Here is a 24,443-nt window from a genome sequence, read left to right as displayed (position 1 = left end):
ACCGAGGCGATCAGGTCCCGTCCGGGTGCTGCGGCACCGGCCCCGGACGGGCCCCCGCCACGGCGTCCACCGCCGTCTCCGCGGCCCCTCTCAGCCCCCGGTACAGTTCCGCGGCCCGCGCCAGGTGCGCGTCCGCCTCCGTGTCCTCGTCGCCCACCGCCCGCAGGGCCCTGCCGAGAGCGTCGTGGCTACGGGCCGTCAGCAGCGGTTCCTGGGCCAGCCGAGCGCCGGCCAGGGCACCCCGCGCGGCGTCGACGGCAGCCGCGGTGTCCCCCGTCGCCAGGAGAGCCCCGGAGAGCCGGAACAGGCACTCCGTCTCGTTGCGGGCCTGGCCACTGGACCTGGCACGCTCCAGCACCTGCCGGTACAGCCGGGCCGCCGCCGCGTGGCCGCCACCGTGCAGGAGACTGTCCGCCTCCGTCATCATCACCCTGATCAGCCACTTCTCGTCCTCGCTCCGAGTGAAGACCCCCGTCAGCTCCCGGCACTGGGCCGCGATCCGGTCCAGCTCCATCCGCCGGTCCGGGTCCTCGACCTCGATCTGGAGCAGGACGGTGCGCCGCCGCGCCACCAGCTCCCGGTCGCCGCTGACCCCGGCCAGGGCCACCGACCGCTCCGCGAAGGCACGGGCCGACGCGAAGTCCCCGACCTGGAGGTCCAGTTCGGCCAGCATCGCCAGCGCGAACAGCACCAGCAGGAAGGGCCGGTGGCCGCCGCCCGGCGCGGGGACGTCCTCGAAGATCTCCAGGACCTTCAGCAGGTGTGCCCGTGAGCGGCGGAGCGACTCGGGGGAGGAGTGCTTCTTCAGGATCACTCCCGCCGCGTACTGGGCGGTTCCCGCCATGTGCCCTCCGCAGTGCGCCAGAGCTGCCGGTACCAGCGCGGTCGCGGCCTGCGCGAACGGTGCCAGCGGCACGACGTCCTCGAAGCAGGGCACCAGCGTGACGATGTCCACGGCGAGTGCCACCGCGTCGGGGTCGCCACTGGCCGCCGCCTGCTCGACGACCGCGACCAGCGTGGGCAGCGCATCCTGCATCCACACCATCGCCTCGCGCCCGCTGCCCACGTCCGCGCCTGCCGACCGCCGCGGGTGGATCTCCGCGGTCAGCGGCCCGGCCAGCGGCTGAGAGGCCCGCACCGCGGCCACGACACTGGCGCACATGTAGTCGGCCGCACGGCGCACCACCGTACGGCGCTCCCCCTCGGTCAGCTCGGCCTGCGCCTTTGCCCGTGCGTACGCGCCGACCAGGTCGTGGAAGTGGTAGCGGCCCGGCGCGCGGGTCTCCAGGAGCACGGCGTCGACCAGCGCTTCCATCACCCCTTCGGCGTCCCGCTCCGGCAGTTCGAGAACTGCGGCCGCGCTCCGGACGTCGAAGGCCGCGCAGTGCGGCACGGACAGCGCCATGAACGCACGGGCCTGCCCGGGAGCCAGCTGCGACGTCGACCATTCGAAGACCGCCTCGACCGTGAGCTCACCCACCCGGAGCTCCCCGAGCAGCCTGGCCTGGTCCGACATGCGTTCCAGCAGCGTCGCGACGGTCCACGCGGGCCGGGCCGCCAGACGGGCCCCGGCCGCGCGCAGCGCCAGCGGCAGGTACCCGCAGGCCCCGGCCAGCGCCGCGACGGCACCCCGCTCCTCCTTGATCCGCCGCGCCCCGGCTACCTTGCCGATCAGCTCCACGGCGTCCTCGGGACCCAGACCCGTCAAAGGCACGGTGAGGACGGCGGGCATCGCCGCCAGGGCCCGGGCCGTGACCAGCGCGGCGCACCGGGCCGCGCCCGGCAGCAGCGGTTCGACCTGCGCCACGCTGGTGGCGTTGTCCAGCACGACCAGCACGGCGCGCTGCGCCAGCATGGTGCGGAACAGCGCGGTGCGGTCGGCGAGCGAAACCGGGAAGCGCTCGTGCGGAACGCCCAAGGCCGTCAGAAAGCCCGTCAGGATCGCGGACGGGTCGCACGGCGTCCCGTCCGGCCCGCGCAGATTCGCGTACAGCCGGCCGTCGGGATAGGCCGCGGCAACGGCGTGCGCCGCCCGCAGAGCCAGGGTGGTCTTGCCGACCCCGCCCATCCCCGTGATGACCGCGACGGCGTGCTCGGCGCCGCCGGTGAGCGCGGAGACCAGCGCGGATATCTGGTCGTGACGCCCGGTGAAGTCACAGGGCACGGGCGGGAGCTGGGCGGGCACCGGCGGGCCCTGAACAGCCGGCCCGGCCTGTTCGCCCCGCGAGGACGTCCCCCCGCCCGCCACGGAAGGGGCCGCGAGGAGCGCCCGGTCCTCCGCCAGGATGGCCGCGTGCAGCCCCCGCAGGGCGGGCCCCGCCTCGATGCCCAGCTCGTCCGCGAGCACCCGGCGGGCATCGTCGTAGGCCAGCAGCGCCTCGGCGCCGCGCCCGGAACGGTAGAGCGCCACCATCAGCGCGCCGTACAACCGCTCCCGGTACGGGTACGCCTCCAGAGCGCGCAGGATGTCCGGCACCAGCTCCGAGGTGTGCCCGCACTCCAGGAGCAGCTCCAGGCGGTGCTCCACCGCGGACGCGCGCTGCTCGGCCAGCGCACGGCGCTGGTCCTCCGCACCGGGCCCGGGCAGTCCCGCCAGAGCCGGGCCCCGCCACATCCCGAGCGCCTCCTCCAGGCAGGCCACGGCGCCCGAGAGGTCGCCGCCCCGGGACCGTCGCTTGGCCCGTGCCGTGAGCAGGCCGAACCGCAGCGCGTCGACGCCCTCCTCGGGAAGCCGCAGCACGTATCCGTCGGCCGTGGTCTCGATGACCGAGGACGGGCGTCCGCCGCCGTCCGTGTCCACCCGGTCGAAGTGCGTCCGCAGCCGGTGCACGTAGTTCACGACCACGCGCCGGGCGGAGGACGGCGGATCGTCGTGGTACAGACCGTCGATCAACTTGTCGAAGGTCACCAGGTTTCCCGCGCGCAGCGCCAGGGCCGCCAGTACGGTCTGCGGCCCCGGAGCGCCGGGCCGGGTGGCCGTCCCCTGCGCCGAAACGTACTGGACGGGACCGAGCAAACGGATGCGGGTCACCTCGTGCGGCGCGGGCAATTGCGACGTCTCCTCCCATCCCGACGGACGGCTGCCCATCATATGGGGCGTCCTGACCGGGGCGGCGCGCTGATCAGCGGCCCTGACCGGCGCTGCCGATCGGGCCGACCTTCACCGGGGAGCCGGAGCCGTCCGTGACGGGCAACGTGGCGGCGCCCGGCCAAGGAAGGGAGACCGTCTTCGTCTCGCTGGGCGGGGTCACCAGAAGACCTGTGACACGGACGCCGGAGCCACCCGACTTGTTGAACGGATAGCTGATGCCGAAGAACGTCGACTGCCCGGCCTTGAGGATGGCCGAGGGGGCCTGCTCGCCGGTGCGCTTCGCGGACAGGGACCCCGCGTTGGTCTTCAGGTCGACGCCCGCGTACCCGGAGATCGCGCAGCTGCGGCCGCTGCCGTTCTTCAGCTCCACCACGACGGTGCCGTCGGGGTCACCGTCGATGGTGCCGTTCGTCGCCGTGATCTGCAGTTCACCGGTGCGGCATTTGGCGGCCTTGCCGCTCTCCTGGGAGCCGGCCCCGGGGGCCGTGCCCTGCCCGCCGGAGCTCTTCCCGGCGGAGTCCTTTCCCGTGGTGGACTTCCCGGCGGAGTCCTTTCCGCCGCCCTGGTCCGAACCGCCCGCACCCGAACCGCCGGTGCCCGGGCCACCGCTCGAGGAAGAGGCGGAGGGCGGTGACGACGGAGCACTCTGGCCCTTGTCGTCATTGTCGTTCTGACAGGCCGTGAGTAAGAGACCCGCGGTGATGGCCAGGGCGCCGAAGGCGAGCCGGTGAACGCGCATCGTTTCTGCCTCAATATCGGTTGGGGTTGGCGCCCGCTCGGTACGAGTCGGTACGAGTCGGTACGAGCGAGCGTTTCTGACCACCAAGATGCACCCGGCCCGGCGAATCGTTCCGCCTGACCACTCGTCAATACATTCCTGTTACACGCGGGTCGGCCGGGAACGCCAAGTCACGCCTCGGTGCCGGTCATTGGGAGGACCACCAAGTCGACGCGGTGACAGCGGTGTAGCCCAGCGACTCATACAGCGGCCGTCCGAGCCGTGAGGCGGTGAGCGTCACCGTAAGGTCCGCCATGGGCGCGAGCGAGCCGAGCATGACGGCCCGTCCGGCGCCGCGGGAGCGGTGCGCCGACGATGTGCTGACCCAGTAGTGGCTGCCGACCCCGTCGTGGACGACGGTGACACCGGCTCCCACCGCCTCGCCGTCGAGGACGGCGAGAAAGACGTCCACGCCCGGCTGCTCGGTCAGTGCCGTGGGGAACAACTCGCCCGGCCGGTAGGGGGCGAATCTGGTCAGCTCGAAGCCCTCGATCACGATCTGCTCGGCAGTCTGCAGCTCGTGCGTGCGCCGGACCCGGATCACCTCCATCGCGGGGGCGGGGACAGGGCCGGGCGGGCGCACCATGATCGGCATCTGCCAGTTGCGCAGGCCCAGGTGGCTCAGGTCGGTGGAACTGAACGGATCCTCGGCATCCACCGGTCCGGTCGATCGGCCGGCCAGCTCGGTCAGCTCGGCGAGCTCGTACGCATCAAGGCCGGGTTCCTGCAGCAAGATACGTGTCCCGGCGCGCTCGTCGCCGAGCACGGCGAGGAAGCTGCGCCGGCGGATCACCTCGTGGCCGCGGGAGTTTCCGAGTGCGGCCCAGAACGCGGCGGAGTTGCGGGCCTGGCGTATCACCGCGTCGTCGAAGGCCGCAGGGTGATCCGGATCGTCCTGCCTGCTTCGATCCTCGACACGAGCGTCGGGGGCGGTCTGCCAAGTGTTGGCCACGGATGGCTCCTGTTCGGTCAATGTGCGGTGATCCAGGCGAAGGGGCGGGCGGGGCCCGATCAGAAGTGACTCGGGTCTTCGTCATGCCTCCGGCCTAACGACGTAATGTCTCTGATAGGCGGATGGATCTCAACCGATATTGCTGGAGCACCAGGTGGCCCCGTGGGCACGGTCGGACGGTCCCGTACGACGTGCGCGCGCAGGGTGTGCTGCAGGTGGTGTGGGGTGGGCACCACGAGATGGTGCAGGCTCCGGACGGCAGGGCGGGCCTGTCAGGGCCGGATGAGGAAGGCCGACGCGTTGCGCGGGCTCTGCCGGTTCGCACCTTGGGCGCCGCCGCGGCGTTCAGCCTGAACCGGCCCAAGCCGCTCGCAGCCGGCGAGGCCAATCCGTCATTTGGCCCAGATGTCCAGCAGTTGGTTGGCTGCACGGAAATTGTCGGGTGAATCCGTGTTGCACACCACGGTGACCGCGGTGTTCCGGTCCGGGCTCACCTTGAAGGTGCTGTGGAATTGCTCCCAGTCGCCGCGGTGTACCAGGCTCCGGTCGGGGAGAAGGAGGATTCCGGCCCCGTACCACCCTTCTTCGATGCCGCGCTGACGCAGGGCGTCGCCCACGCTCACCGCCCCCTCCGTGACTCCGGTGAGCAGTTCCTTTCCACCGATGCGGCCGGTGCGGTAATTGTCGGCCCAGCGGACGAATTCCCCAGGAGTGGTTTGAACGGACCCGTCTCCGTACTGCCTCCAGGGGGAGGAGTTCGGAGTGAAGGATCCGTCCTTCTCGTCGTACGACTTCGCCTTGCCGGGAACGTCCACTGCCGGGGACAAGGTCATGCGCAGGTGCAGCGGGGTGAAGAATTCCTGCTGGAGGAACGTCGGGAACGGCGTGCCGGTGACCCTTTCGACGGCATGGGCCAGGAGGACGTAGTTGGAGTTGGAGTAGGAGAAGCGCTTACCCGGCGGATCCTCCGGCTGCGAGGCGAGGATGGCCTCGATCGCTTCCTGCTGGCCGGCCGGATCCGTCAGCTGGATGCCCTTGGCCTCCAGCAGATCCTGGTAGTCGGGAATGCCGCTGGTGTGATGCATCAGGTCGCCCAGCGTGACGTCCTGGGTCCAGGCGGGCGGGTTGTCGAAGAAATCGGACAGGGGGTCGTCCAGTGCGAGCTGATGCCGCCCGGCCAGCAAAAGAACGGCATCTGCAGTGAATTGCTTGGAATTGGATGCCATGTCGAAGACCGTCTTCGAGGTAATGGCGCGCCCCGTCGCCAGGTCGGCTTTTCCTCTTCCCGCCTCCCAGATGACATCACCGCGTTTGCCGACCGCGGCCGCGCAGCCCGGGCCGCCGGTGGAAGGCACCAGCTCCTGGAGAATCTCTGCGCTGCGCTTTTCGCGGTCGTCACCGGCTGCGTAGGCGTGCGGGTCTGTGACACCGGAAAGCGCGACCACCAGCATGGCGCCCCCGGCCGTGCACGACAACGTCATCCGATTCACTTGGACCACCTTCTTCCGTCCTGATCGAGAGTCCTCCGGCGGCCGTGCCCTCGCCAATCGATCAAGAGCCGGCGGATTCTGTGTGCGGACGGCCGCGGTGGCCGAGCGGGCGGCATGTGCGCGGACCGGTCGCCGCGGCCCACCGCCCGCCGTGACCTCGCGAACCCGAGTCTGCGCCGCGGCAAGACCGCCGCCCCCTGTAATCAAGTTTGACTAGTCGGCCCGCGAGGTCGTACCTTGCAGCCTCTAGTCAAGTTTGACCACTGACTGAGGGAGGGTGTTGTGTCTGACTACGATCCGGCGATCGTCGTCGAAGGCCTGCGGAAGAGGTACGGGGACAAGCAGGCCCTCGACGGCCTCGATCTCACGGTCCGAGGCGGGACCGTCCAGGGGATTCTCGGCCCGAACGGCGCCGGCAAGACCACGGCTGTACGCATCATGTCCACCTTGCTGCGCCCCGATGAGGGGCGTGTCGAGGTGGCGGGAGTCGACGTGAGGACCCGGGCCGACGAGGTGCGCTCACGGATCGGGCTGCTCGGCCAGAACGCCGCCGTCGACGAAGAGCTCAGTGGGCGCCAGAACCTGGAGATGTTCGGCCGCCTCTACCATCTCGGCGCGCGCCGCGCCGGCACGCGGGCCGTCGAGCTCCTGGACCGGTTCGGGCTCGCGGACACCGGCAGCAAGGCCGTCAAGCAGTACAGCGGCGGTATGCGGCGGCGGCTCGATCTGGCGGCGTCTCTCATCTCGCGGCCTCAGGTGCTCTTCCTGGACGAGCCCACGACCGGGCTCGACCCCCGCGGCCGCACGGAGGTGTGGAACGCGGTGCGCTCACTGGTGGGCGGCGGCACGACCGTCCTGCTGACCACGCAGTACCTGGAGGAGGCCGACCAGCTGGCCGACCGGATCGCGGTGATCAACCACGGAAAGGTCATCGCGGAGGGCACGGCGGACGAGCTGAAGTCCAGGACCGGCGGTGACCGCATCGACGTGGTCCTGCACGACACGGCCCAGCTGGCACGCGCGGCATCTCTCCTGCCCGGTGACGTGGTGGTGGACGAGGACCGGCGGATGGCCAGCGCCTCGGTCACCCACCGGATGGCCGCGCTGACCGAGACCGTACGGGCGCTGGAGGCGGCCGGCATCGAGGCGGAGGACGTCGCGGTCCGCCGGCCGACGCTCGACGAAGTCTTCATGCACCTGACGAAGGAGGACGCCGCATGAGTGCGACCGACGGTGTGAGCACGGCGCACGGCACGGGTTCGAGGCTGAGCTGGGCGGCCGCCGACTCCTGGACGATGACCAGGCGCGAGCTGGCCCACTGGGCGCGCCAACCCGTGCAGGTGGTCGTCGGCCTGGTCTTCCCGGTGATGATGCTGCTGATGTTCGGCTACCTGATCGGCGGCGGACGGGGCGTCGACGGGGACTTCAAGGCCTACCTGGTGCCCGGCGTGCTCACCATGACCATGGCCTTCGGCCTTGAGGCGACGATGCTCTCGGTCACCCAGGACCTCGGCAAGGGGGTCATCGACCGGTTCCGCTCGATGCCCATGAACTCCGGTGCGGTCCTGGTCGGACGGAGCGTCGCGGACATGCTGCAGTCGGCGGTCGGCCTGACCGTGATGATCGCGGTCGGATACGCGATCGGCTGGCGCGGCCACGAAGGATTCACCTCCTTCCTGGGCGCAGTGGGGCTGCTGTTGCTGCTGCGGTTCGCGATGCTGTGGATCGGCATCCACCTGGCGATGGTCGCGGGCAAGCCGGAACTGGTGCAGGCGGTGCAGATCCTGGTCTGGCCGGTCGGCTTCCTCTCCAACGCCATCGCCTCGCCCGCATCGATGCCGTCGTGGCTGGGCGCGATCGTGGAGTGGAACCCGATGTCCGCGACGGCCACCGCGGTACGCGGTCTGTTCGGCAACCCGGGCGCGGGTGGCGACTCCTGGGCCGCGACCCACGCGGAACTCCTCGCGGTGGCCTGGCCGGTGGCCCTGATCGCGGTGTTCTTCCCGCTGGCAGTGAAGCGGTTCCGGGACCTGAGCCGCTAACGGTCCCGGCGCTGGTTCATTTGACCGTGTCTTCTGCGAGGGTGTGGGCGACCAGAGCGTTGGCGTGGCCGTGCCCCAGGCCGTGTTCAGCCTTCAGCCAGGTGACAAGCTCCATGTGCTTGGTCAGGGGCGAGGAACGGATGAGATCCTTCCATTCCGTGATCGGGCGGCCGTACTTCTTCTCGATGGAGGGGAAGTAGCTGGCGGGGCCTTTCGGCGTGGCGGTCATGCCGGGTTCCGTCCTTCTGGAGCCGTGTGCGTACTTCGGGTGCGGGAGCCTGCTCAGCGGACGACGTCGAAGACGTTCTTCTGCACGCCGTTGGCGTAGGTTTCGTGCTCGACCAGCTGGAGCTTCTGGGCGTTCTTGTCGGTGGCGCTGAACAGGCGCTTGCCCGCGCCGAGCAGGAGCGGGAAGACGAGGAGGTGGTAGCGGTCGATCAGGCCGGCGTCCGAGAGGGCCTGGTTGAGGGAGGCGCTGCCGTGGAGGATGACCGGGCCGCCCTCGGTCTCCTTCAGCGCGGCGACCTCGTCCAGTGAGCGCAGGATCGTGGTCTCGCCCCAGTTCGCCACCAAGTCGTCCTCGGTGAGCGTGGTGGAGACGACGTACTTCGGCATCATCTTGTAGCCGGCGAAGTCCTCCATGCCGGGCCACACCGGGCTGAATGCCTCGTAGCTGGTCCGGCCCAGCAGCATGGCGGTGGCTTCCTGCTGCTCCCGGCCCTTGATCTCGAACGCCTCGGGAAGGAACTCCATGTCCTTGAAGGTCCAGCCGGAGTTGCGGTAGCCGGGCTCGCCGCCGGGGGCCTCGACGACGCCGTCGAGCGAGATGAAGGCGGTGCTGATCAGGGTACGCACTTGAGGTTCCTTGGTAGCTGGTAGCTGGTAGCTGGTAGCTGGGTGCTGGTATCGGTGTCTGGGTACTGGAGGCTTCGGCCTATTCGGCCCGCTCGTGACGGACGAGGACCACCTGGGAGTCGAAGGTCCTGGTCCCGGCCAGGGTCAGGTCGAGGCGCTGCTGCGAGGCGGCGAAGACGGGCTTGCCGCCGCCGAGGACGACGGGGTGGACGAAGATCTGGTACTCGTCGATCAGCCGGTGCTCGGTCAGGAAGCCGGCCAGCGCGGAGCCGCCGAACAGCAGCAGGTGTGCACCGCTGTTCTTGAGCGCGGTGAGCTGCTCGACGACGTTGGTGTTGATGACGCGGGTGTTCCAGTCGGCCTCGGTCAGCGTCGAGGAGACGACCACCTTGGACGCCGCTCGCCAGACGGGTGCGAACGCGAGATCGTGTTCGTGGGTGGAGAACTCCTCGGCGCGGGGCCAGAAGCCGGACATCATGTCCCACACCGCGCGGCCGTACAGGAAGATGTCGGCGCTGCCGGTGAGGGCCTGCGAATAAGCGGACAGTTCGCCGTCCATGCGGGGCCAGTCGAACTCGCCGTTCGGTCCTTCGGTGAAGCCGTCCAGCGACTGGTGCACGAAGTGCGTGATCTTGCCCATGAGTACCGGGTCCCCCTCTGGCGACAGGCGTCCGGACGGCCGCCGACTGCCACTTGTGTACGATGTCCACATTCGGAGGGTGTGTCGATCCGCGCCCCCCGAGTGATCATGCAGGAGCCTAGACGACTTAAGTGGATGCTGTCCACATTGGAGGCGGCGGCCATGACGGCAACCGAAGACGGCAAGCCCAAGCGGGACACCTACCGCCACGGCGACCTCCGCAACGCACTGATCGAGGCCGCCCTCGGACTCGCCCGCCAGGGCGGCCCGGAGGCCATCGTGCTGCGCGCCGCCACGAGGGAGGCCGGGGTCGCCCCCAACGCCGCCTACCGGCACTTCGCCGACCGCGGCGCCCTGCTCCACGCCGTCTCCCAGGCGGCCATGGCCCAGGTCGCCCGCACGATGGAGGCCGAACAGGCCGCCCTGCCGCCCGCCGGCGACCCGGTGGCCGCCGCCCGGGCCCGCTTCCGTGCCGTCGGCACCGGCTACCTCCGCTTCGCCCAGGAGCAACCCGGCCTGTTCCGCACGGCCTTCCACGTGCCCGGCGACATGGCCCACGCCGCCGCCGAAACCGCCGCGGGCATCACCGGCAAGACCCCCTTCGAGCTGCTCGGCGAGGCCCTCGACGGCCTGGTGGATGCGGGCCTCCTGGCCGAGGACCGGCGCCCCGGAGCCGAGTTCCTCGCCTGGTCGGCCGTCCACGGACTCGCCGTCCTGCTCATCGACGGCCCACTTCGCGGCCTCCTCCCCTCGCAGGCCCACGAAGCCGGCCAGCACGTCATCGACATGATCGAACGCGGCATCTGACACACCGGGCGCGGCAGAAACCCTCAAGGCCCTCAACGCCCTCAACGCTCTCAGCACCCTCGCCCCTCAGACGGAGCAGCAGTTCCTTCGACGGCATGCGGCGGCCGCTGAGGACCGCGCCGAGGACAGAGCGCGGCAACCGGCCCGGCCCCACGAGGAGTTCGAGCTCGCGGAGCGTACGGATTTGCGGTCGCGTAATGCGCCATCCGGCGATAGCTCTGCCCCGACCGCTCGCGCAGTGGCTGCAGCCACTGCGCGAGCGTTTCCACGGGTTCAGGCGTCACCGGGGCGCTGGTGCGGCACCCCACGGACGCCTCCTTCAGACGCGGTGGGCGGGAAAGGCGGCGGGCGTGCGGCGGATGACGCCGGCGGCCGTGGTGCCCGCGACGGCGAGGACCGCCGTCATCGATTCCGGAGGCAGGCCGAGCAGCGTCAGCGCCACGGCCTCCGCCGTGTGCTGTGCCACGTCGGAAGAGGTTCCGGCGGCGCGGGCACCGGGTTGTCCGTCGTCTGCGCCGGCTGCCGGTCACGTCATCGAGTGCTCCAGGATCGCCTTGACGGTGGTGTCGTCCACCGACGGGTTCGGATCGTTGGCCGTGTTGCCGACGACCGATCCCGCGACCGTTTCCAGGTCGCCGGGTGCGAACCCGTGCGAGCCCAGGCCCTCGCGGACGCCCGTGTCCTCCATGATGCGGCCGAGGGCGAGGCCGACGTCGGGGCCGCCCAGCAGTTCGCCGATCCGGTCGAAGGCCCCGGGGGCGTGGGCGTAGGTCAGTTCCAGCCAGGCGGGGTAGACGGCGGCGAGTCCGCGGCCGTGGGAAATGCGCAGGCGCGGCACCGCCCCCATGGCCTGCTGCACGCGGTGCGGGAGGCACGTGCTGGCGTTCGCGACGTTCAGGCCGCCGAGGAGGGCGGCCAGCGCCATGTCGTCGAGCACCTCGTCGGAGAGGTCACCGGCGACGGCCTGCGGGAGGCGGTGGCCGAGCAGGCCGAGCGCCCACTCCGCGTGGTGCCGGGTGATCGCGTTGGCGCGCCGGGCGACGTAGCCCTCGACCGCGTGGGCCAGGGCATCGAACCCGCTCTCGGCCGCGACCCGTGCGGGGACGCTGCGCAGCAGGGCGGGGTCGATCAGGGCGACGGCCGGGAACAGGTCGTCGCCGCGGATCCCGGCCTTGAGGCTGCGGTTCGTGTCGGTGATGATCGCGCCCTTGGTGACCTCGGCGCCGCTCCCCGCCGTGGTCGGGACCGCGATGACGGGGACCGGGTCGGCGATCCGCTCCAGCGTGCGGCCCACGAGCGGGCCGCACGGACCGTGGCGCAGGCTCACGGCGACGGCCTTGGCCGCGTCGAGGGCGCTGCCGCCGCCGAGGCCGATCACGACGTCGCAGCCCGCGGCCCGGGCCTGCGCGACCGCGGCGTCGATCTCGTGCGCCCGGGGGTCGGGCGAGACGTCGTCGAAGACGGTGACGCGCACCCCGGCGTCGGCGAGGGAGGACAGGGCCGCGTCCAGGTGCCCGTACCGGCGGGCCGAGGTGCGCCCGCAGACGAGGAGGGCGTCTCGGCCCCGCTCCGCGGTGACAGCGCCCAGTTCGTCCAAGCGGCCCCGCCCGAAGCGTACGGTGGTGGGGGTACTCAGGTCGATGATCACGGTGTGGCCGTCCTTCCGGGGGAGTGCTGGGACCGCAGGGCGTCGAACACGGCGCACGTGCCGTCCGCGAGGTACTGGAGGGCGGACCCGCCGCCACCGGACACCGGGCCGTCCCAGGGGAGTTCGGCCACGGTGTCGCCGCCGAGGAGCAGGGCCCGCACGCCCGGTGCGGCGAACGCGTCGAGCAGGGGGCGGGCCGCGGCGCCGAAGCCGTCGGTCCAGCGGCTCGGGGTCCCCGCCAGGAGGGCCCGGCCGCCGTGCTCGCGCAACTGCCGCAGCGCCTCACGGGTGCGCGCGGGGAGCTCGAAGTCCACGATCGCGTGGTCGGCGGGGACGCCGTCGGCGAGGTCCACCGTGCGGGCGTCGCCTCCGGGGCCGCGGACGACGACCCGCTCGGGAAGGTGGATCTCCGCGCGAGAGCCGGCCAGGACGCGGGAGGCCGCCTCGGCGCACTTCCCGGGGCTGCTCCCGAGCTCCGAGCACCCGACCTCGTGGCCGAGGACGCGCAGCAGGGTGGTGAGCACGACGCCGCCGGGCACGACGACGTCGTAGGTCTCGGCGAGCCGCCGCAGGCCGATGAGGGTCTTCTCCGGCTTGACGCCGCCGAGGACGGCGACGGAGCGGGTGCCGGGTGCGTGGCCGGCCCAGGGGGCCAGGGCCGCGGTCTCGGCGAGCAGGCTGTCGGCGGCCCAGCCGGGCCGGTGGTGCAGGATGCCGGTGTTCGAGGCGTGGGCGCGGTGGGCCTTGGAGAAGCCGCCGACGGCGACCAGCTCGCCGAGGAGCGCGAACTGCCGGGCGAGCTCCGGGTCGCCCGCCTCCTCCCCGGCGTGGTGGCGGGTGTTGCCGAAGAGCACGACCTCGCCGTCCCGCAGTGTGCGGGCCCGTTCGACGGCCCCGTCCCCGGTGGACTCGGGGTGGTAGCCGACCTGGCGGCCGAGCACCCGGCCCAGGTGACGGGCCACGTACTCCAGGGACCGCGCGGTGCCGTCGCGATGGCTGCCCTGGTGGGCGAGGACGGCGACGCGGGCCCCGGCCTGCGTGAGGCGCAGCAGGTCGGGAACCTCGCAGTCGATGCGGGTGGTGTCCGCCAGGGCCGGGCCGGCATTGAAGCCGGCGGAGAAGACCCACCGCTCGCCGGCCCGGACCGGGCGTTCCCGCAGGAGCGGGAGTCCCTCCATGGTGGGCGCCGAAAGCGCCGAAAGCGCCGAAAGCGCCGAAGGCACGGAGGGAACGGAGGGAACGGCGGGTGGGCGCGTGGCCTCAGAGCGCATGGTGGCGGAGCCCGGTGGTCTCGTCGATGCCCAGCATGACGTTCATGTTCTGGATCGCGGATCCCGCCGCGCCCTTGACGAGGTTGTCCGTGACCGCGACGACCTTGGCGATGCTGCGCTCGGTGTCGACGTCCAGGCCCAGGTGACAGAAGTTGGAGCCGTTCACGGCGGCGATCGAGGGGTAGAGGGAGTAGTCCTTGACGTTCAGACCGCCGCGCGGGGAGCGGGCGTTGACACGGACGAAGTACTCGCCGGCTGCGCCCGCGCCGTAGAACTCCTGGTACAGCGCGACGAGGTCGTCCCGGGTGGTGCCGGCGGGTACGTCCACGTTGGCCTGCAGGTGGATGCCGCGGGCGAAGTCGCCGTGCGTCGTGTTGAGGTCGACCTCGACGGGGCGGCCGGCAAGGCCGCCGAGGACCTCCTCCAGCTCGGGCCCGTGCCGGTGCCCGCCGAGGCTGTAGGCGAGCATGGACCCGGCGACCTCGGCGTGCATGAGAGCGCGCTTGGGGGTGACACCGGCGCCGGTGGTGCCGTTGACCGCGTGGACGGAGACGCGCCGGCCGGTGACGGCGCCCTGCAGCAGCGGCGTGAGGCCGAGGATCGCGGTGATCGCGTAGCAGCCGGGGTTGGCCACCAGGCGGGCCTTCGCGATGTGCTCGCGGTACAGCTCCGTGACGCCGTACACGGCCTCGCGCAGCAGGTCGGGGGATTCGTGGCGGGGGCCGTGGGCGCGCTCGTAGGCCGCGGGGTCCGCGAAGCGGAAGTCGGCGCTGAGGTCGATCACGCGGGCGCCGCGGTCGAGGTAGTGCCGGCCCGTGCGCATGGCCTCGCCGGTGGGCGTGGAGAAGAAGACGACGTCCAGCTCGTCCGCCCGCTCCGCGAGCCGGTCGGCGGTCAGGAAGGAGAGCCCTGAGCCCAGGAGGTTCGGATGGATCTCCTCGAAGTCCTTCTCCTCGCGGGAGGTCGGCAGGATCCGTGCCACGTTCGGGTGGCCCAGGAGCAGCCGGCAGAGTTCGCCGCCCGCGTAGCCGGTGCCGCCGATGACGCCGACGGTCAGGTCCTGGTTCTTCTGGGTGTTCATCCACTCTCCCGGTTGACCTGCAGCAGAATCTTGCCCACGGTGCCGTCCGCCCGGTCCATGAGGCGCAGGGCGGTAGCGGCGTCCCGCAGGGGGAAGCGGTGAGTGACCAGCGGCACGGGGTCGATCTCTCCGCGGCCCAGCCAGCCGATCACCTCTTCGAAGTCGGCGGCCGTCGACAGGGCGGAGAACCGCACGGTGAGTTCGGCCGAGACGAGGGCGTTCCAGTCGACGTCCTGCGGCCCGCCGAAGTAGCTGACGACGATCACCTGGCCGCCGGGCCGGGTGACGGCTGCCGCGTCGGCGACGACGCCGGGGTGGCCGGAGGCGATCACCGTGACGTCGGACCCGCCGGGTGCCAACGCCGCGGCGCCGGAGCGGAGTTCCTCCTGGGCGACGTCGACGTATCCCTGGGCGCCGACGGAGCGGGCGAGCTCCCCCTTGGCGGGGCCGAGGTCGGCGCAGTGCACGGGCCCGAAGCCCAGGCGCCGGGCGGCGACGACGCACGCCAGGCCGATCGTGCCGGTGCCCAGGACGGTGACGACCGGGCCGCCGGAGGGGTCGGCCAGGCGCATGGCGTGCAGGCCGATGGAGAGGGGCTCCACCATGGCTCCGGCCTCGTGGCCGAGCCCGGCGGGCAGCCGGTACGTCATGTTCTCGCGCAGCAGCACGAAGTCGGCGAAGGAGCCCTCCCAGCCGAGGTGGCTGAGGTTGGTGCGGTGGCGGCACAGGTGGGTCGCCCCGGTGCGGCACGGTGGGCAGGCGTCGCAGGAGGCGTACGCGGACGAGCAGACGAGGTCGCCGACGGCGAATCGGGTCACGCCGGGACCGGTGCCGACGACCTTGCCGCAGAACTCGTGGCCGAGGACGACCGGCGCCTTCTTGTAGGGGTGCAGCCCGCGGTAGGCGGACAGGTCGGAGCCGCAGATCCCCGACACGGCGACGCGGACGAGGAGTTCACCGGGGCCCGGTTCGGGCACGGGCACCTGCCGGTGCTCCATGGTGCGGTCGGCGGTCAGGACCGCCGCGTTCATCGTGGGGTGGACAGCGGGCCCCATTAACACATCCTGTTCATGACGGGGGTGCCGGAGAGCATCGCCTCGACGGCATCGGTGACGCGCTCGCCGATCCGGCGCTGGGCATCGGCGGACATGGCGCCGATGTGGGGGGTGAGCACGACGTTGTCCAGATCGGCGAGGGGTGAGCGGAGGCCCTCGGCCGCGTGGACGTCCACGCCGGCACCTGAGATGACGCCTTCGGAGAGGGCGGTGTGCAGGGCCTCCTCGTCGACGACGCCGCCGCGGGAGACGTTGACCAGGAACGCGGTCGGCCGCATGGCGCGCAGCTCGTCGGCCCCGATGAGGTGACGGGTGCGGTCGTTGAGGGGGACGGCCAGGCAGAGGAAGTCCGCGGTGCCCAGCAGCTCCGGCAGGCCGGCCATCCGGTAGCCGTCGGCGGCGAGTTCGGCCCGCCGCTCCTCGTCCGGGCGGCCTACGGAGACGAGCACGGACATGCCCAGGGCCTTGCCGATCCCGGCGATGCGGCTGCCGATGTGCCCGAACCCCACGACGCCCAGGTTCTTGCCGGCGAGTTCGACGCCCGCGAGGGCGTGTTTGCGCCATTCGTCGCGGCGTATCTGGCGGTCGGCGAGGGCGATGTTGCGGGCGGCGGCGAGGCAGAGGCCGAGGGCGAGTTCGGCGACGGCGTTGGCGGAGCCGCCCGGCACGTTGCACACCGTGACGCCGGCCCGGCGGGCCGCGCCGAGGTCGATGTTGTCCGTCCCGGCGCCGGCGCGGACGATTCCGCGCAGCCCGGGGGCGGCTTCGATGACCTCGGCGGTGAGCTTCACCCCGCTGCGCACGATGACGATCTGGGCGTCGCGGACGCGGTCCGCGACGTCCTCTTGCGGTGTGCCGTAGGCGAGTTGGACGTCGTGGGCCGCGGACAGTCGCTCCAGGGCGCCCCGGTCGACGGGGTCGAGCACGACGACGCGCACCGCTGCGGGGGCCGTGGGGGATGGTGATATCACGTGCAGAGATCTTCCTTCGTGCGCTGGCGTATTCACGGCCGCGGTCCCTTTGACGCGGGATTCCCGCACCGGCCGGAAGTTCTTACAGATCCCTGACCAACCCCCCTGCCCGGGACGTGTTATCCCGGGTAGCTCCACCCCTTCGCCGAGTAGATCAAATGGGATCGGAATCCGTCAACGGTATTGGTTGCATGAGCCACGGAGATGCGGTCCGCGAGGGTGTCGCGGAGGCGCTCCGAGGGTCCGGAGGGCCGGGGTCCGGGCGGGTCCGGGCCAGGGGAGGTGTTGGGCGGGAGCGACGCACCCCACCGTCCGGGGTGCTCACGGAGGGGAGCCTAGGCGTGACCTGCTGCTGCGATCAAGGCGCGTGTCTTCGGGCTTCAATGTGGACATATGGGGGTGCATGTGGCAATAGGCTCGGTCGAGTTGGCGATAAGTGCATGGGGAATTCACTTCCTTGACGCTTGCGATCTTGGACGCATAGTCTCCGGTGAGAGCCGAGGGGACGGGGTGCGACCCGTCCGCCGCCATGGTCCGGGCCTGCTGTGACGCCGACGTCGCCTGCCCGTCACGACCGGCGAATCCGACGCCTCTTCGCGTCCGTCCGACGCCCGCTTCACGTCCACAACCGAACGGTCCCGGTATTTCCTCCGAACGCCCCGGAAAACATTTTGCTTTTCCTTTAGGAGAATTCATGGAAGCCACCACGCCCGTCAACGGGCAGGAATCCGCCTGTCCGCCTCCGGCCGCCGTCCTGCTCAATCCCGGCCCCGTCAATGTGCACGAGCGCGTCCGCGCCGCCATGACGTACCCCGACGTGTGCCACCGCGAGCCCGAGGCCGCCGCCCTGATGCGGCGCACCCGCGCCAAGGCCACCGCGGTCTGCGGCGGCGACGAGAACCACACCAGCGTGCTGCTGGCCGGCTCCGGCACCGCCGCTCTGGAGGCGGCCGTCTCCTCCGTCGTCCCGCGCGACGGCAAGATCCTCGTCCTGGACAACGGCAACTACGGCGAGCGGATCCACCGCATCGTCACCGTCCACGGGATCCCCGAACACCACCTGGAGTTCGGCTGGATGAACCCGATGGACCCGGCCGCGGTCGACGCCGTCCTCGCCGCCGACCCGCAGATCACCCACGTCGGCATGGTGCACCACGAGACCAGCACCGGCATGCTCAACCCGCTCCGGGAGATCGGCGAGGTCGTGGCCCGCCACGGCCGGTCCCTCCTCGTCGACGGCATCAGCAGCGTCGGCGCCGAGGAGTTCGACATGGCCGCCGACCACGTCGACTGGCTCGTGGGCACGGCCAACAAGTGCCTGGAGGGCCTGCCGGGCGTCAGCTTCGTGTGTGCCCGCCGGGACCGCCTGGAGGCCCTCGCCGATGTCCCGTCCCGGACGTTCTACCTCGACCTGCACGGCCACTACGTCGCCCAGGACAAGGTCGGCGCCCCGCTGTTCACCCCCGCCGTCCAGGTGATGTACGCCTTCGAGGAGGCCCTGGACCTCATGCTCGCCGAGGGCGTCGGCGAGCGCATCGCGCGCTACACCGATTTCGCCCGGCGCCTGCGGGCCGGATTCGCCGAGCGCGGTCTCAGGTTCCTCCTCCCGGAGGAACAGATGAGCACCAGCGTCACCAACGTCCACGTACCCGACGGGGTCCGCTACGCCGACCTGCACGACCTCCTGAAGGACGAGGGCTTCGTCATCTACGGCGTGCAGGAACAGGTCGGCAACGTCTTCCGCGTCGCCAACATGGGCCAGCTCGCCACCGACGTGCCCGACGTCTTCCTGGCCGCGCTCGACCGCGTGCTCGGCAAGCTCGGCGCGGCGGGGGTGGCCGCGTGACCACCGCCTCCCCGGCCCCCCTGCGCCTCGCCTTCGTCGGCGGCGGCCCCAGCTGCACCTACACCATGGAGCGGCTCGCCGCGATGGTGTCCGCCCACGACGGCCCCCTCGCCCTCGACATCCATGTCTTCGACCGCACCGGCCGGTTCGGCGACGGCGAGGTGCACAGCGCCGAGCAGCCCAGCGTCAGCTTCCTCAACCGCATCGTCGGCCAGGTCGCCTTCGCCGCCGACGAGACCGTGACCGGCGCCGGCCCCCTCCTGGCCCCCGCCGAGCGGCCCACCCTGCTGGAGTGGTGCCGGCGCAAGTTCGAGGAGACCGGCGACCCGGCCTTCGACCTCGCCGCCGAGGACTGGCCCAAGCGCTACGTCCACGGCCTCGCCCTGAAGGACCTCTTCACCCGCTACCGGAACATGCTGGAGGCCCACCCCGGCGTGACCGTGCACCTGCGGCGGGCCGAGGTCACCGACGTCGTGGACGAGGGCACCCACCTGCGGCTGGTGAGCGACGGCGCCGAGCCCCTGGACGTCGACCACATCCTGATGGTCACCGGCCACTCCACCAACGACCCCGCCCGCACCCCGCGCCAGCGGCCCTGGCAGGACTTCGCGGAGCGCAGCGCCGCCCGGTTCATCCCCAGCGCCTACCCCCTCGAGCGCCACCTGTCCGAGGACGACGTGGCGTCCGAGGAGACCGTCGGCTGCGTGGGCATGGGCCTCACCACGTTCGACGTCATCCTCTACCTGACGGAGGGCCGCGGCGGGCAGTTCGTCCCGGCCGACGGCGGAGGGCTCGACTACGTGCCGTCCGGGCGCGAACCGCGCTCCATCGTGTGCTTCAGCGGCTCGGGCCTGTTCACCTTCGCCCGCCCCTACAACGCCAAGGAGGTGGACCTCGCCACGTACGAGCACCGCGGCCGCTTCCTCACCGAGGAGGCCGTCGACCGGCTGCGCAAGACCGTGGGCGTCCCGGTGACCGTCGGCACCCGCGAGCAGCGCCAGCTCGACTTCGAGCGCCACGTGTTCCCGCTCGTCGTCCTGGAGATGCACCACCTCTACTACAAGACGCTGCTCGGCGCCGACGTCGCCGACGAACTGGCCCGCGTCAGCGAGGGCGCCTACGCGTCCTTCCTCGACGGGGAGAGCGCCGGCCTCGGCACCGAGGAGGCCACGGAGATCCTCGTGGCCCCCCTGCGCACCGCGGTGACCGCGATGGAGACCGTCCTCGACGGGCTGCTCTCCGGGACCGCGGACGCCCCCGCCGAGGACCTGCCCTGGTCCGTGACCGGCGCCCTGTACCGCTTCCTCACCGTGGTGTTCGGGCCGGAGCAGGCCGAACGCATGACCGCCCTCGCCACCGCCCCCGCCGAGCTCGCCGCGGCCGTCGCCGGCGAGTCCTCGCCCTGGCGGCACGCCAAGCGCGTCGCGGACCACCGCTTCTCCTGGCACGAGAGCATCCGCCCGATCCCGGCCACGGAGTGGACGTCCCCCGAGGCCTACCGCGCCGCCATGGTCGCTTTCATGGAGAAGGACCACCTCCAGGCCGCCCAGGACAACCTCACCAACCCGGCCAAGGCCGCGGCCGACGGCGTCTGGCGCGACCTGCGCCCGGTGCTCGGCCACGCCGTCGACTTCGGCGGCCTGACCCCCTCGTCGCACCGCGCCTTCCTCGACGTCTTCATGCGGCACCACAACCGCCTGGCCAACGGTGCCGCGCTCGAGGTCATGGAGAAGATGCTCGCCCTGATCCGGTGCGGTCTCGTCGACATCGACGCCGGACCCGACGCCCGCGTCCGCGGGGAGGGCGACCAGTGGCACGTCACCGGCCCGCACACCGGAACGGAACGCTCCTTCGACGTCCTCGTCGAGGCGAAGGTGCACGCCTTCGACCCCGCCGCGGACACCGCCCCGCTCTACCCGAACCTGCTGCGCCGCGGCCTCGTCCGCAAGTGGAGCAACCCGGGCGACGGCACCGAGCCGCCGTTCGAGCCGGGCGGCCTCGACCTCGACGCGGCCTTCCACCCGCTGGCCGCCGACGGGACGGCCGACCGCCGCCTCACCTTCCTCGGCCCGCCCAGCGAAGGCGTCATGTTCTTCCAGCTGGGAGCCCTCCGTCCGCAGCAGGACCACCACGTCATGCAGGACATCCTCACCTGGCTCGCGCCCTTCTGGGAGCACGTCCTGGAGCGCTCGGCCGCCGCCCGGCCCGCCGGGACGGCCGCCCCGTCCGCCTGACCCCGCACCTGCACCTGCACCTGCACCTGCACCTGCACAACCCTAGGAATCACCATGCTTCGGACCCAAAGCCCCTCCTTCCGCAGCCTCGTCGAGCGCGGCAGCATCGTCCGCGTCGCGGGCGCCCACGACGCCATCGGTGCCGTCCTCGCCCAGAACGCCGGATTCGACGCCGTGTGGGCCTCCAGCCTGGAGGCCTCCGCCGCCCGCTGCCTGCCCGACGCCAGCGTCCTCACGATGACGGAGTACCTGGAGAGCGCCGCCAACATGCAGAAGGCGCTGCACATCCCCGTCGTCGCCGACTGCGACACCGGCTACGGCGGCAACCTCAACGTGGCCCACATGGTGCTCGAGTACGAGGCCGCCGGCATCACCGCAGTGGCCATGGAGGACAAGCTGTTCCCGAAGATGAACAGCTTCGCCGCGCACGACCACACCCTCCTGGACACCGAGGCCTTCGCCTCCAAGATCCGCACCGCCAAGAGCGTCCAGAGCACCGGCGAATTCTTCGTCATAGCCCGCACCGAGGCCCTCATCAGCGGCCTCGGCGTGGACGAGGCGCTGCGCCGCTGCCACGCCTACGCGGACGCCGGCGCCGACGCCGTGCTCATCCACTCCAAGCTGAAGAGCCGGGAGCAGATCGAGGAGTTCCTCCGCGGCTGGGAGAACCGGCGCCCCGTGGTCGTCGTCCCCACCACGTACCCCGACTGGCACGTCGACGAGGTCGAGCGCGCCGGCGTCTCGACCGTCATCTACGCCAACCAGGGGCTGCGCGCGACGATCACTTCCCTGCGGGACGCCTACCGCACCATCTACGAGACCGGCAGCTCCGTGGAGCTGGAGGACACGATCGCGCCGGTCAGCGACATCTTCGAACTGCAGCAGCTCGCGGCCTGGCAGAAGCTGGAGGCCTGAGCCGCGTGACGCTCTCCGCGCAGAGCCTGTACGGCGGCGTGCGCACCTGGGCCGGGGAGCAGATCCCCGGCCCGGGGCCCGGCCGGCAGCTCGCCCTGCTCACCCTCGTCCAGTCCGTGGGCCTGGGCGCCTTCCTCAGCTCCAGCGCCCTGTTCCTCACGGGCGTCGCCGGCCTGAGCAGCGGGCAGGTCGGCACCGGCCTGAGCCTCGCCGGCGTCTGCGGCGCGCTCGCCAGCACCCTGGCGGGCGCCGCCGCCGGCCGGTTCGGCACCCGTGTGCCGCTCGCCCTCACCTACGCCGCCACCGCGGTGCTCTTCGTCCTCTACGGCACCGTCGGCTCCTACCCCGGCTTCCTCCTGCTGGCCTGCGGCATCTCCATCGGCGAGGGCGCCGCGGAGCCGCTGCGCGCCACCCTGGTCCACGCACTGTCCCGGGGCACCAGGGCGAGCCTTCTGCGCGCACAGATGCGCAGCCTGCTCAACATCGGCTTCATCGCGGGCTCCGGCCTCGCCACCCTGGCCCTCCTCGCCGGCACCCGCGAGGCGTTCCTCGGCGTCTTCCTCGGCAACGCCTGTGCGCACGTGTGCTGCGCCCTGCTGACGCTGCGTCTGCGCCCCCCGCAGGACGACGCGCCGCCGCCGGCACAGCCCGGATCCCGGCGTTCAGGACGGGCCTTCACCGACGTGCGCTTCCTGCTGCTGACCCTGGTGAACGGGGCCCTGGAGATGCACCAGGTCCTCGTCACCGTCATCGTGCCCCTGTGGATCGTCACGTCCACCCGGGCCCCGGCCTGGCTCAACGCCGTCCTGCTCGCCCTCAACACCGTCGTCATCATCGCCACCCAGGTACGGGTCGGCCGGCGCATCGACACCCTGGCGAGCGCGGGCGCGATGCAGGTGCGCGGAGGGATCCTCCTCGGCGTCTCCTGCTGCGCGGCCGCGCTCTCCGCCGTTCCCGGCGTCGCGCTGCCCGTGACCGCCCTGGTGGTCTCGGCACTGGTCCTCGCCGTCGGTGAACTGTGCCAGGTGGCCAGCGCGCTCCAGCTCTCCTACGACCTGCCGCCCCCCGGCCGGCAGGCCGAGTACCAGGGGGTCTTCGCGTTCCGCAAGGGACTGCGGCAGGCCGTCGGACCCGCCCTGCTGACCTGGCTGGTCATCGGGCACGGGGCCACGGGCTGGCTGGTCCTCGGCGGTTGCTTCGCCGTCCTGGGCCTGTTCGGCGGCCGTCTGGTGGCCCTGAGCGCCGCCGCCCGCGAGGACGCCCCGCCCGCCTGAACCCCGTACGCCCGCACCCCCGTACCCACTGAAGTGCCACACCCCCTGAAGAAAGAACACGTGGATGGATTCCTCCCGCAGTGCGCTCCCGCCGGTGCATGAACTCGTGGACCGGCACGTCGCCGCCACCCCCGACGCCGTCGCCGTCAGCGACGAGGAACGCTCCTGGACCTACCGGCAGCTGTCCGACCGCGCCGACGCCCTCGCCGCGGCCCTCGCCCCCCACGTGCGGCCGGGGGACCGGGTCGCCGTGCACGTCGGTCGCCGGTGCGACCTCGTCGCCGCCGCGCTCGCCGTGCTGCGCAGCGGGGCGGTCTACGTGCCGCTCGACCCCGAGTACCCCGCGGACCGGCTGCGCTTCGTGGCCGAGGACGCCGGACCGGCGGCGGTCGTCAGCGACGACCCCGCCACGGCCACCGCCTGGGGAGCGCCCGTGATCCCCGCCGACGCGGACGCCGGTGCCGGGGTCCAGGGGCCGTTCGAGCGTCCGGAGACCACCCCCGGCGCAGCCGCCTACGTCATCTACACCTCGGGTTCCACAGGTCGCCCCAAGGGCGCCGTGCTGGCCCACCGCAGCGTCGCCAACCTCCTCGGGCACGCCGCCGACAGCTTCGGATTCGGCCCCGCGGACTCCGTCCTCGCCATCGCCTCCGTCGCCTTCGACTTCGCCGTCCTGGAGATGTTCCTGCCGCTCACCGCCGGCGGGACGCTCCACCTGCCGCCCCGCACCGTGGCCCGCGACCCCGAGCTGCTCACCCAGTGGATCAAGGAGCGCGGCGTCACCTTCCTGATGGGCACCCCCTCGATGTTCGGGGCGATGCTCGGCGCCGGCTGGCGGCCCCGCCCCGGTATGACCCTGATCGCCGGCGGCGAGGTCCTGCCACCCGCCACGGCGCGCGCTCTCACCGCCGACTGCACCCTGTGGAACATCTACGGGCCCACCGAGACCACCATCTACGCCACCTGCGAGAAGGTCGACCCGGACGACATCACCATCGGCCGCCCCGCCCGCGGCACCACGCTCACCGTCCTCGACGGCGACCGGCCCGCGGGCCCCGGCGAGGCCGGCGAACTCTGCGTCCAGGGCATCGGCGTGGCCCTCGGCTACCACCGGCGCCCGGACCTCACGCGCGAGCGCTTCGCCCCCCTGCCCGGCGCCCCGGACACCCCCTGCTACCGCACCGGCGACCTCGTCCGGATCCGCCCCGACGGCCGCGTCGACTACCTCGGCCGCATCGACGACCAGGTGAAGATCCGCGGGTTCCGCGTCGAACTCGGCGGCATCGAGGAGGCGATCCGCGCCGAGCCGGGCGTCCACGAGGCCGCGGTCGTCCTCGCCGGCCCCGCCGACTCCCCGGTCCTCGCCGCCCACGTCGTCTTCACCGGAGGCGGAGGCGCAGACGACGAGGTGCAGGCGCTGCGCGAGAGCCTGCGCCGGCGGCTGCCCGCCCATGAGGTGCCCCACCACCTGCTCCCCGCCGACGCGCTGCCGC

General features: G+C 71.9%; 21 protein-coding genes. 8 read left to right on the top strand and 13 right to left on the bottom strand.

Annotated elements, in window-relative coordinates:
* Window positions 1–10: 10 nt before the first annotated feature.
* The 4 genes from V7793_RS09465 to V7793_RS09450 form a co-directional block, all read right to left on the bottom strand.
* The gene (locus tag V7793_RS09465) at window positions 11–3,049 is read right to left on the bottom strand and encodes an AfsR/SARP family transcriptional regulator (protein ID WP_336004262.1); all 3,039 of its coding nucleotides are present in this window, start codon (window positions 3,047–3,049) and stop codon (window positions 11–13) included.
* A gap of 73 nt (window positions 3,050–3,122) precedes the next feature.
* Window positions 3,123–3,830: a DUF4232 domain-containing protein gene (locus tag V7793_RS09460; RefSeq protein ID WP_336004260.1), complete on the bottom strand. Its 708-nt coding sequence runs from the start codon at window positions 3,828–3,830 to the stop codon at window positions 3,123–3,125.
* 187 nt (window positions 3,831–4,017) lie between these two features.
* On the bottom strand, window positions 4,018–4,821 hold the full coding sequence (locus V7793_RS09455) for a GNAT family N-acetyltransferase (RefSeq protein ID WP_336004258.1): 804 nt from the start codon (window positions 4,819–4,821) through the stop codon (window positions 4,018–4,020).
* Window positions 4,822–5,213: 392 nt separating this feature from the next.
* Window positions 5,214–6,302 carry a serine hydrolase domain-containing protein gene (locus V7793_RS09450; protein ID WP_336004274.1) on the bottom strand — a complete coding sequence of 363 codons (1,089 nt, stop codon included), beginning with the start codon at window positions 6,300–6,302 and terminating at the stop codon, window positions 5,214–5,216.
* A 291-nt stretch (window positions 6,303–6,593) separates the two neighbouring features.
* Between V7793_RS09450 and V7793_RS09445 the strand changes: the two genes are divergently transcribed.
* Both V7793_RS09445 and V7793_RS09440 read left to right on the top strand, forming a co-directional pair.
* A complete protein-coding gene (locus V7793_RS09445) occupies window positions 6,594–7,532 on the top strand; it encodes an ATP-binding cassette domain-containing protein (protein ID WP_336004257.1) in 939 nt (312 codons plus the stop codon).
* Window positions 7,529–8,353 carry an ABC transporter permease gene (locus V7793_RS09440; RefSeq protein WP_336004255.1) on the top strand — a complete coding sequence of 275 codons (825 nt, stop codon included), beginning with the start codon at window positions 7,529–7,531 and terminating at the stop codon, window positions 8,351–8,353. The genes V7793_RS09445 and V7793_RS09440 overlap by 4 nt, the downstream gene beginning before the upstream one ends.
* A gap of 16 nt (window positions 8,354–8,369) precedes the next feature.
* Here V7793_RS09440 and V7793_RS09435 read toward each other — a convergent pair whose 3' ends face one another.
* From V7793_RS09435 to V7793_RS09425, 3 genes are all read right to left on the bottom strand, one after another.
* Window positions 8,370–8,582: a DUF4287 domain-containing protein gene (locus V7793_RS09435; protein ID WP_336004252.1), complete on the bottom strand. Its 213-nt coding sequence runs from the start codon at window positions 8,580–8,582 to the stop codon at window positions 8,370–8,372.
* 53 nt (window positions 8,583–8,635) lie between these two features.
* Entirely contained in the window at window positions 8,636–9,208 is a 573-nt protein-coding gene (locus V7793_RS09430) for a dihydrofolate reductase family protein (protein WP_336004250.1), read from the bottom strand.
* A 79-nt stretch (window positions 9,209–9,287) separates the two neighbouring features.
* Complete coding sequence (locus tag V7793_RS09425) at window positions 9,288–9,848, bottom strand: dihydrofolate reductase family protein (RefSeq protein WP_336004248.1); 561 nt, start codon at window positions 9,846–9,848, stop codon at window positions 9,288–9,290.
* A gap of 162 nt (window positions 9,849–10,010) precedes the next feature.
* On the opposite strand from V7793_RS09425, the gene V7793_RS09420 reads away from it, so the two are divergent.
* Window positions 10,011–10,655, top strand: a complete 645-nt coding sequence (locus V7793_RS09420) for a TetR/AcrR family transcriptional regulator (protein WP_336004246.1) — start codon at window positions 10,011–10,013, stop codon at window positions 10,653–10,655.
* A 319-nt stretch (window positions 10,656–10,974) separates the two neighbouring features.
* Here the strand turns inward: V7793_RS09420 and V7793_RS09415 are convergent, their stop codons facing one another.
* The 6 genes from V7793_RS09415 to V7793_RS09390 form a co-directional block, all read right to left on the bottom strand.
* Complete coding sequence (locus V7793_RS09415) at window positions 10,975–11,121, bottom strand: hypothetical protein (RefSeq protein ID WP_336004243.1); 147 nt, start codon at window positions 11,119–11,121, stop codon at window positions 10,975–10,977.
* Window positions 11,122–11,181: 60 nt separating this feature from the next.
* Window positions 11,182–12,303, bottom strand: a complete 1,122-nt coding sequence (locus V7793_RS09410; protein ID WP_336004242.1) for an iron-containing alcohol dehydrogenase — start codon at window positions 12,301–12,303, stop codon at window positions 11,182–11,184.
* Complete coding sequence (gene pgk, locus V7793_RS09405) at window positions 12,300–13,481, bottom strand: phosphoglycerate kinase (protein ID WP_336004239.1); 1,182 nt, start codon at window positions 13,479–13,481, stop codon at window positions 12,300–12,302. The genes V7793_RS09410 and pgk overlap by 4 nt, the downstream gene beginning before the upstream one ends.
* A gap of 82 nt (window positions 13,482–13,563) precedes the next feature.
* The gene (gene argC, locus V7793_RS09400) at window positions 13,564–14,655 is read right to left on the bottom strand and encodes an N-acetyl-gamma-glutamyl-phosphate reductase (protein WP_336004237.1); all 1,092 of its coding nucleotides are present in this window, start codon (window positions 14,653–14,655) and stop codon (window positions 13,564–13,566) included.
* Window positions 14,652–15,710 carry a zinc-dependent alcohol dehydrogenase gene (locus tag V7793_RS09395; protein WP_336004233.1) on the bottom strand — a complete coding sequence of 353 codons (1,059 nt, stop codon included), beginning with the start codon at window positions 15,708–15,710 and terminating at the stop codon, window positions 14,652–14,654. Before V7793_RS09395 ends, argC begins: the two co-directional genes overlap by 4 nt.
* Window positions 15,710–16,681, bottom strand: coding sequence for an NAD(P)-dependent oxidoreductase (locus V7793_RS09390; RefSeq protein WP_336004231.1), 972 nt, complete (start codon window positions 16,679–16,681; stop codon window positions 15,710–15,712). The genes V7793_RS09395 and V7793_RS09390 overlap by 1 nt, the downstream gene beginning before the upstream one ends.
* 694 nt (window positions 16,682–17,375) lie before the next feature.
* Between V7793_RS09390 and V7793_RS09385 the strand changes: the two genes are divergently transcribed.
* From V7793_RS09385 to V7793_RS09365, 5 genes are all read left to right on the top strand, one after another.
* Window positions 17,376–18,527 (top strand): 2-aminoethylphosphonate aminotransferase, encoded by a 1,152-nt coding sequence (locus V7793_RS09385; protein ID WP_168092481.1) that lies wholly within the window; start codon window positions 17,376–17,378, stop codon window positions 18,525–18,527.
* Window positions 18,524–20,761, top strand: a complete 2,238-nt coding sequence (locus V7793_RS09380) for an FAD/NAD(P)-binding protein (protein WP_336004226.1) — start codon at window positions 18,524–18,526, stop codon at window positions 20,759–20,761. Before V7793_RS09385 ends, V7793_RS09380 begins: the two co-directional genes overlap by 4 nt.
* Before the next feature lie 54 nt (window positions 20,762–20,815).
* On the top strand, window positions 20,816–21,676 hold the full coding sequence (locus V7793_RS09375) for an isocitrate lyase/phosphoenolpyruvate mutase family protein (protein ID WP_336004223.1): 861 nt from the start codon (window positions 20,816–20,818) through the stop codon (window positions 21,674–21,676).
* A gap of 5 nt (window positions 21,677–21,681) precedes the next feature.
* Complete coding sequence (locus V7793_RS09370; protein WP_336004221.1) at window positions 21,682–22,950, top strand: MFS transporter; 1,269 nt, start codon at window positions 21,682–21,684, stop codon at window positions 22,948–22,950.
* Between the two features lie 94 nt (window positions 22,951–23,044).
* A partial coding sequence (locus V7793_RS09365) for an amino acid adenylation domain-containing protein (protein ID WP_336004219.1) occupies window positions 23,045–24,443 on the top strand: 1,399 nt, incomplete at its 3' end.

Source organism: Streptomyces sp. KLMMK, from assembly GCF_036961605.1.
GTDB classification, from domain to species: domain Bacteria; phylum Actinomycetota; class Actinomycetes; order Streptomycetales; family Streptomycetaceae; genus Streptomyces; species Streptomyces telluris.
Note: the sequence above shows the minus strand (reverse complement) of the source record. Positions and strands in the feature narration are given on the sequence as shown.